General features: G+C 36.3%; 5 protein-coding genes and 1 pseudogene. 2 read left to right on the top strand and 4 right to left on the bottom strand.

The window, feature by feature from the left end:
• Nucleotides 1-454: pseudogene (locus tag F6K22_RS23380) on the bottom strand (acyl-CoA desaturase); the annotation flags it as partial.
• A 723-nt stretch (nucleotides 455-1,177) separates the two neighbouring features.
• On the opposite strand from F6K22_RS23380, the gene F6K22_RS23375 reads away from it, so the two are divergent.
• Together F6K22_RS23375 and F6K22_RS23370 are read left to right on the top strand one after the other, a co-directional pair.
• On the top strand, nucleotides 1,178-2,407 hold the full coding sequence (locus F6K22_RS23375) for a methionine gamma-lyase family protein (protein ID WP_293103393.1): 1,230 nt from the start codon (nucleotides 1,178-1,180) through the stop codon (nucleotides 2,405-2,407).
• Between the two features lie 1,290 nt (nucleotides 2,408-3,697).
• On the top strand, nucleotides 3,698-4,867 hold the full coding sequence (locus F6K22_RS23370) for a hypothetical protein (protein ID WP_293103390.1): 1,170 nt from the start codon (nucleotides 3,698-3,700) through the stop codon (nucleotides 4,865-4,867).
• Between the two features lie 77 nt (nucleotides 4,868-4,944).
• On the opposite strand, the gene F6K22_RS23365 is transcribed toward F6K22_RS23370, so the two are convergent.
• The 3 genes from F6K22_RS23365 to F6K22_RS23355 all read right to left on the bottom strand — a co-directional run bounded on the left by F6K22_RS23365 (nucleotide 4,945) and on the right by F6K22_RS23355 (nucleotide 7,353).
• Nucleotides 4,945-5,982 (bottom strand): endonuclease/exonuclease/phosphatase family protein, encoded by a 1,038-nt coding sequence (locus F6K22_RS23365; RefSeq protein WP_293103388.1) that lies wholly within the window; start codon nucleotides 5,980-5,982, stop codon nucleotides 4,945-4,947.
• 693 nt (nucleotides 5,983-6,675) lie between these two features.
• Nucleotides 6,676-6,981 carry a glutathione S-transferase family protein gene (locus F6K22_RS23360; protein WP_293103385.1) on the bottom strand — a complete coding sequence of 102 codons (306 nt, stop codon included), beginning with the start codon at nucleotides 6,979-6,981 and terminating at the stop codon, nucleotides 6,676-6,678.
• Nucleotides 6,982-7,176: 195 nt separating this feature from the next.
• Nucleotides 7,177-7,353 carry a glutathione S-transferase N-terminal domain-containing protein gene (locus F6K22_RS23355; protein WP_293103382.1) on the bottom strand — a complete coding sequence of 59 codons (177 nt, stop codon included), beginning with the start codon at nucleotides 7,351-7,353 and terminating at the stop codon, nucleotides 7,177-7,179.
• Nucleotides 7,354-7,999: the final 646 nt, after the last annotated feature.

The following is a 7,999-nucleotide window of genomic DNA, read 5'->3' as shown; positions in this document are numbered from 1 at the left end:
TCAAAAACTTGTAAACAGGATCGTCTGCTATATCTTTTATGTAGCGAGGTACTTCAGATTTAATTGGTAAGTCATGGAGCATCCAACCCATGTGACTCCACCAAAAGCCACGATTAGAATCATGGGGATCTTTTTGATTATCTGAATGTATGTGATGAATACGGTGTAAACCTACCCAATCAGAAACTCCTCCTTCACAGGCAAGTGTTCCACAAAAAATCAAGAAGTATTCTAGCCACTTAGGGGTTTTAAAACTACGGTGTGTCACCAGACGATGAAATCCTAGAGTAATTCCTAGACCACCTGTGAGCCAATGTAAAAATATTGCTAGAGCAACCGCAGTCCAACTAAAGTTACTAGGAACTAAGACAAAAAGGGCTCCAATGTGGAGGAATGCCATAAAGGCGACTATAGACCAATCTAGTGAAAGTTTTTCTGATGTGGAAATCGTCATAAAAAATCTCTAAGTTAAGAACTAAATAGCTCCAAAGAAGCTAGCTTAATCAAAGCAGGTTTATATCTGTGTATAGGATATGGAAAATATTTTGGTAATAACTGCTTAATCTATATAATCAAAAGCAGAAAGTCAAAAAATCTTCTTATACCAAAATCCTGGGTATTGTTAAGTGTTTAAGTTTAAATTACTGACCGATAATACAAGATAATTTTTCTTAAACAAAGGTACTATAAATATACTAAATAAATATAGTAAAATCTCTAAATTTTGGCAATTGACTCTAAAAATTTGATTAAGATAAAAAGTCAATTACTATGTTTACATTAAGCCAAACACTGCTTTGTTTCTTTAGGTTGTTTATCTCAAAATTGTCATATCTTTTTGATGAAACTTGTTTCAAAAAAAAGTACAGCCTAGATATAAGCATTCAGCCGTTAACTATCAGTTATTAACTCATTATCACACTGAAGGAGGAATTAATCTTCAAGGATAATTAAAAGTTATGTTTGCGCAGCATTCCGGAGGAAATGAAATTGTCGATCGGCTAACCGAAGTCAAGTTATTACGTTCACTCATCTGAATGCTTATACCTGGATATCTAAATTAATTCTTTGTTGACAAAGGAAATCTAGATTTTATTGTGAATTTGAGTATTAACAAAAATTTACACTTTATTTAGGATATCACAAATAAAACAAACAAATAAATAAAGAAATAATTATGAACAGCATTGAATATCTACAAGCAGCAGAACAAGAACTACTTCCCATATTTTCCGAAATTGATAGTTCAGTCAAGCAAAATCTCAGACGGGTGATAGATGCTTTTCGTCATCATCGAGTCGGTGTCCATCATTTTTCTGGGGTGACTGGTTATGGCCATGACGATCTGGGGCGGGAGACTTTGGACAAGGTTTTTGCAGAGGTGATGGGGGCTGAGGCAGCAGCAGTAAGAGTCCAATTTGTTTCGGGAACCCATGCGATCGCTTGTGCTTTATTTGGTACTCTGAGGCCGGGGGATGAAATGTTGTCGGTTGTGGGTTCTCCTTACGATACTTTGGAGGAGGTTATTGGTCTGAGGGAGGAAGGTCAAGGTTCTCTGAAGGAATTTGGGGTTGGTTACCGGGAGTTGCCTCTGAGGTCAACTGGGACGATAAATTGGCGGGGTTTGGAGTCTGCGATTACGGAAAAGACTCGTCTGGCTTTGATTCAACGTTCTTGTGGTTATTCTTGGCGACCTAGTTTGTCTATTTCAGATATTGAGCAAATTGTCAAGATTGTTAAGCTACAAAATTCTGAAACGGTTTGTTTTGTGGATAACTGTTATGGGGAGTTTATTGAAGATCGGGAACCGACGGCGGTGGGGGCGGATTTAATGGCGGGGTCTTTAATTAAAAATCCTGGTGGCACTATTGTTACGGCGGGGGGGTATGTGGCTGGTAGGGCTGATTTGGTGGAGGCTGCGAGTTGTCGGTTAACTGCTCCTGGTATTGGTAGTAGCGGAGGGGCGACTTTTGAGCAAAATAGGTTGTTGTTTCAAGGTTTGTTTTTGGCGCCACAAATGGTGGGGGAGGCGATGAAGGGTAATCATTTGATGGCTTATGTTTTTGATAGGTTGGGTTATCCGGTTAATCCTTTGCCTCTGGAAAAACGACGGGATGTTATTCAGGGGATAAGGTTGGGTTCCCCGGAGAAGTTAATTGCTTTTTGTCGAGCTATTCAGCAATATTCCCCTGTGGGGTCTTATTTAGATCCGGTACCTGCGCCGATGCCTGGATATGAAAGTCAGTTGGTTATGGCGGGCGGTACTTTTATTGATGGGTCTACTTCTGAGTTTTCGGCAGACGGACCTTTGCGGGAACCTTATGTGGTGTTTTGTCAGGGGGGGACTCATTGGACTCATGTGGCGATCGCTCTGGAGGCTGCTATTGAGGCGGTAGGGTTTTTTTAAGTCAGAAGTTTGTAGGAGTGATTCGGGAATCACACCTACAGAAGTCAGAAGTATTGAGTAGAAAAAAAGTCGGTGGCTATTGTTGCGAGGTCTATTCTATAGAACCTATTTGATATCTTTGAGGTTGATTTTCTTTTGTATAACGTTCGCGATATAGCTGCCGCACTTGCTCTGTCTTTGATGTCGGCGATAGCCGAAAAGCGGAACGGAGTTCTATTGCTGGAAAACAATATTATTTTTAGTTGAATAAAAAATCATGTATATAGGCGAGTAAAACCAGCTAGTTTTTATGGTATCACACTTTTTGTGAGGATACAACTGAAAATCCTTTAGCGTGGCGATTTTTTTTCATTTACTGAAGGTCTCGGAGGCGGATGGTGAAATTTTTCTCCTTCTATTGCGTAGAGAGAAATAGTAGTTTCATTTGCTGAAGCTCCCGGAGGCGGAGGTGAAAATTTTTCCTTTTATTGCGTATTGCGCAATAGTTGTTTCATTTGCTGAAGCTTCGGAGGCGGGTGGTGAAATTTTTTCCTTCTATTGCGTATTGCGCAATAGTTGTTTCATTTGCTGAAGCTCCTAGAGGTGGGTGGTGAAATTTTTCCTTCTATTGCGTATTGCGCAATAGTTGTTTCATTTGCTGAAGCTCCTAGAGGTGGATGGTGAAATTTTTTCCTTCTATTGCGTAGAGAGAAATAGTAGTTTCATTTGCTGAAGCTCTCGGAGGTGGATGGTGAAATTTTTTCCTTCTATTGCGTAGAGAGAAATAGTAGTTTCATTTGCTGAAGCTCTCGGAGTCGGGTGGTGCAAATTTTTCTCCTTATTATTGCGTAGAGTTGCGTAGAGAGTAATGGTAATTTCATTTGCTGAAGCTCCCGGAGGGGGAGGTGAAAATTTTCTCTTCTATTGCCTAGATAGAAATAGTCATTTCATTGACTGAAGCTCCCGGAGTCGGGTGGTGCAAATTTTTCTCCTTATTATTGCGTAGAGAGAAATAGTAGTTTCATTTGCTGAAGCTTCCGGAGGTGGTGGTGCAAATTTTTCTCCTTATTATTGCGTAGAGAGAAATAGTAGTTTCATTTGCTGAAGCTCTCGGAGGTGGATGGTGCAAATTTTTCTCCTTATTATTGCGTAGAGAGAAATAGTAGTTTCATTTGCTGAAGCTCTCGGAGCTGGAGGATGAAATTTTTCTCCTTATTATTGCGTAGAGAGAAATAGTAGTTTCATTTGCTGAAGCTCTCGGAGCTGGAGGATGAAATTTTTCTCTTTTTATTGCGTAGAGAGAAATATTAAATGATTTCTATAATAGGTTTAGTTAACTTAGGAATTTTTCAAATGGATGATGATAATTTAGAAATTCCACCTATTTATATGCAACGAAAAAACTCTTCAATCAGTCTTGATGTAAACAGGGAGGCTTTTAAAGACTTTGTGGTTTCTCTTCTAGGCAAACCAGAGTCGGTTGAGGGGTATGTAGAAGGTGCATTCGAGATAAATTTTGGAGGATTTGAACAGCTTAATCAAATAATAGATAACAGAATAACAAAGCAGAATCAGTCCGTGTTGGTAGAGTTTAGAGCTAAGTTATTTTTCAATGATAATTCTTCATTTTCATTTAGCGGTGTTAAGAGTTTTCAGGAATATGAAAATAAAGAACGAAGAAATTTGATTTGTACAGGCTTTATATTTACTTGGATTTACCTTGTTGAGTTCCATGATAAAAAAGTTCCTGAAAGGCAGGAAATATCGGTCTTTTCTGTAGAGGAAGGTACTCCCTATTCGGCAAAATCAAAAAGTACAAAAATGAAATCAACTGCTTTGACAATATATATTGGCGTTGCAGATAAAATACCTCAAATTAGTTATTCTATCAGATGTACTAATCAAGGCTGGGGAATTGAGATTGCCGAGCTTGTCCGTAACTGCATTATAGGTTTTGTCAAAACAGATGTGCGTTTTGCTGGCTTCAGGCGAAAGATTATGAAAGACTCTATAGTAGTTTTAATTCCTTCTTTAATTCTTAGCTTTGTATTGTGTCGTGTAGTCTTGTGGATACTTTCAAAGGAAATCTTGACAAGTTGTAGCAGCTTTTCAGATCAAATAGGTCAGTTTCTAGGAGAAAATATATTACTTGCTGAAAAAGTAGACTTTCTTATTAAATTTTTTGATACTTGCGCAGTAAAGGGTTTAAATGAGGATATTAGTATTTTCTTTTTTGCTTTCTTTTATATTTTTACCTCCCTTCTATTGACTATATTGATGCTTTGGTTAACTAAATTACCTACTTATCGTTTTCTTCTTTTTACCGAAGCATCAAAGAAGGAACAAGACGAATATTTTAGTAAAAACAGTAGCAGGAAAAATTTTTGGTTAATGACTGTGCTTGTTGGTTCAATCCTTGCATTTTTAAACCGTATTCTGTGGAACTATATTTCAGAATGGTGGATTAATATTTTCGGCTAATCCTACTCAGAAAATATTAGTTGTAAGAATAGTGAAATCTTCTACAAATAATCAATTACAAAGCATAATAATTTCCACTATTTACTTAACACCAATTCCGCTACTAAAGGCAAATGGTCTGAACCTGTAGTTGGCAAAACTTCAGCAGACTGAGAAACCCAGTGATTTGAATACCAAATATAGTCAATTCTAAACAGAGGATAATCCAATTTCCAGGTATAATTTGGTATCAAAAAATCCAGAGACCAACCCGCAGGCCAAGTTAAACCAAAACCCATTCCTGATACTCGAAAAGAATCTGTTAATACTTGTTTTAAATAATAGTAATCCTGAGATTGTTCGCTCATATTAAAATCACCCGCTACAACAATAGGTAAAGTTTCTTTTTTTAGTCGCTCTATTAAGTCTTGAATTTCTAGCGATCGCTCTGAAAATTCATAAACTGGTATTGTCAAAAATGGTAAAACTTTTCGGAGTCGAATCCAAGGTGAAATTGTTTGAATATTGTAGACAACTATTAGCTGTTGTTTAATTTTAATAAGAGCTCGTTGTTGAATTTCTGAATGACCTGCTAAGTGTAGATTTTCTTGAAATTCTATAGGATATCTGCTGAGAATTCCTGCTCTATAACCTTTAATATCGTCTGAGGTTTGATAGGGATAGTTAGCTTTTAATTTGGGAAAGGATTTTGTAATGTGATTTCTGGTGATTTCTTGTAAAAATACTATGTCTGGTTTTTCTTGTTTAATTATTTCTACTAGGGTTTTTGTTTCAGTCTTATGCCAGCTATTATTTAAGGATAAAATTTTGAGGGGTTGAGTATTTACTGCGGAAATAGTTTGAGGAGAAAAATATTGTGTATGTAGCCAACCAATAAGCAGTAGAGAAGCAATAGATGAAAGTATCAAAAACCAACGTTTTTTGATAATGGAAAATGTCGGGAGTGGCAGGATTAATATTGGTAAAAGAATTAAGGGGATAAAATTTCCAATTAAAGCTATTAGCCAGAATTTATCCCAGAATATTAGTCTGAGTATCAAGTAAATTAAAATTAATCCTGAATAACTATAGACAAATAATTTGGTAATTATTTGCAAAAGTAAGAAGAGATTCATTATGAAATGATTTATGAAAAAAAACTGTAGGGGTTTGGTTTCTAAATCCCATTTTTGTTAGGGTTTGGAGACCAAACCCCTACGATAAAATATTACAATCTATGTGCGGATTGTTATACAGCGCTTTTCAGATTGATAAACTACTAACAAAAACTCTGTAGGAGCTAATGGCTATTCGCTCCTACTGTGGTCTACTGAAATGAAAACCGCTGATAATCATTATGGGAGAATTTGATGAGCAGAAAATTTAACAAGAAGTAGAAAAGTAGAATTTCACTTCTCTACATAAATAGAATCTACTGTTAACTGATAACTGATAACTGAAATTAGGATTTACTGTTAATTGTTAACTGGTAAGTGATAACTGATAACTGATAACTGTTAACTTAAATATGGCTATTCGCTCCTACTGTGGTCTACTGAAATGAAAACCGCTGATAATCATTATGGGAGAATTTGATGAGCAGAAAATTTAACAAGAAGTAGAAAAGTAGAATTTCACTTCTCTACATAAATAGAATCTACTGTTAACTGATAACTGTTAACTGAAATTAGGATTTACTGTTAATTGTTAACTGGTAAGTGATAACTGATAACTGATAACTGTTAACTGAAATTACGTTCTTCTCTGTATAAAAGCAAACCATAATTTCGGGCGGGAGTTGCTTGTAACTCTTGGATTATTGTTGCCATTTATGAGGGAAGTTGTGAGAGTGGTTGAGGTTTAAGAAAATGTTCTGGTGGCATTAAAATAGGAGCGGATAGAGCAGCAAAAGTTAAGTCTGCTGCGGAAAAATCATCTCCTACTAAATAAGAACGACCGTCAGATAATCGTTTACTAACTAAATCAAAAACCTCCTGAATTTCTGCCAGAGATTTTGCAGCATTTTCTGTCGTTAGCTGAAATTTTTTCTTTAACAAATTTGAGAGATAGGGAAAAGCAATAGCAAATCCAATTTGTTCAAACCAAGGAGTATTTGTACACCAACCTCTACCCATAGTTTGGCGATCTTTTACTTTATAAAAATATCCCCAATTTCTGACAGCAACAGCTAATTTTTCATCAAATAAATCTTCTAGTTATTCAACTTCTTTCCGTAATTCTGGAATCTCTGGATATAATTTTTTATCTACTGGTGCTATGCCATTCAGGTAATGCAAAATATAAGTTGAATCAACAAGATTACCATGATTTTATGTAGCTAAAACTGGAACACTACTACCATCATATTTCATAGTAGCAAATCGATGAAATACAGGAACATGAGGTTCTTCTTTGTAAGTAATTTTTAGTCTGTCTAATGCCCAACGAGCTTTTTCAGAGTAATGGCTGATAGGAATAGTAATTAGACGATAATTTTGAGAATTCATAAAATTTTTCTTTGTTGATTATTTCTATAGAAATTAGGGAACAGGGAACGGGGAACAGGGAACAGAGAAGAAGACAAAAATAAATATATACGAATATGATAACTGCTCTATTCTATACCTTTTAAGGAACACCTTGATTCTCACATCTGATTCCTAATTGCTATATAATTGCTAACAAAAAATAGTTGAAAGTAACAATAGCTATAGGGTTCCTTATTTCTATAGCTATTCTAAATAGGTTATGATATTTTATCGTAGTGGATCGGCACATATTCAATGATGCGTTATACGCATTGCTAAATCCCTTTCATAGTCTGAATTTAAGCCGTAAATACGCACCTTACAAATTTTGCTTCTTCCTTCTTTTTCTTCCTTTTTCCTTCTTTAAAAATGAGTTTACCGAAAAATTAAGGTTTAAAGCCTCTGATGAGCAAGGATAAAAAAGCGGTTGAGGGATGGCGAGGTCTCCTCGCTTGCCTCCAATCAACCAAGACAGCGGTCGGAAAGCGGAGCATGAGTAGGATGGGATGACGAGGTCTCCAGCTATTAACAGAGCCGCTCCGCTTTTCATGTCGCGCAGCAAAACGCCATATCCAATCTCCCCTTGAGAACAAAAAAATTCCTTTTAACCAATCCTATCTGTTTT

The sequence above is a fragment of the Okeania sp. SIO2F4 genome (genome assembly GCF_010672385.1).
Lineage (GTDB): Bacteria > Cyanobacteriota > Cyanobacteriia > Cyanobacteriales > Microcoleaceae > Trichodesmium.
The sequence above is the reverse complement of the archived record's forward strand: the minus strand, read 5'-3'. Positions and strand labels throughout refer to the sequence as shown.

Excerpts from the sequence above, each read along its gene's own strand:
- F6K22_RS23375 (WP_293103393.1), top strand. The coding sequence starts at position 1,178 with ATGAACAGCATTGAATATCTACAAGCAGCAGAACAAGAACTACTTCCC.
- F6K22_RS23370 (WP_293103390.1), top strand. The coding sequence starts at position 3,698 with ATGATTTCTATAATAGGTTTAGTTAACTTAGGAATTTTTCAAATGGAT.
- F6K22_RS23365 (WP_293103388.1), bottom strand. The coding sequence starts at position 5,982 with ATGAATCTCTTCTTACTTTTGCAAATAATTACCAAATTATTTGTCTAT.
- F6K22_RS23360 (WP_293103385.1), bottom strand. The coding sequence starts at position 6,981 with ATGGGTAGAGGTTGGTGTACAAATACTCCTTGGTTTGAACAAATTGGA.
- F6K22_RS23355 (WP_293103382.1), bottom strand. The coding sequence starts at position 7,353 with ATGAATTCTCAAAATTATCGTCTAATTACTATTCCTATCAGCCATTAC.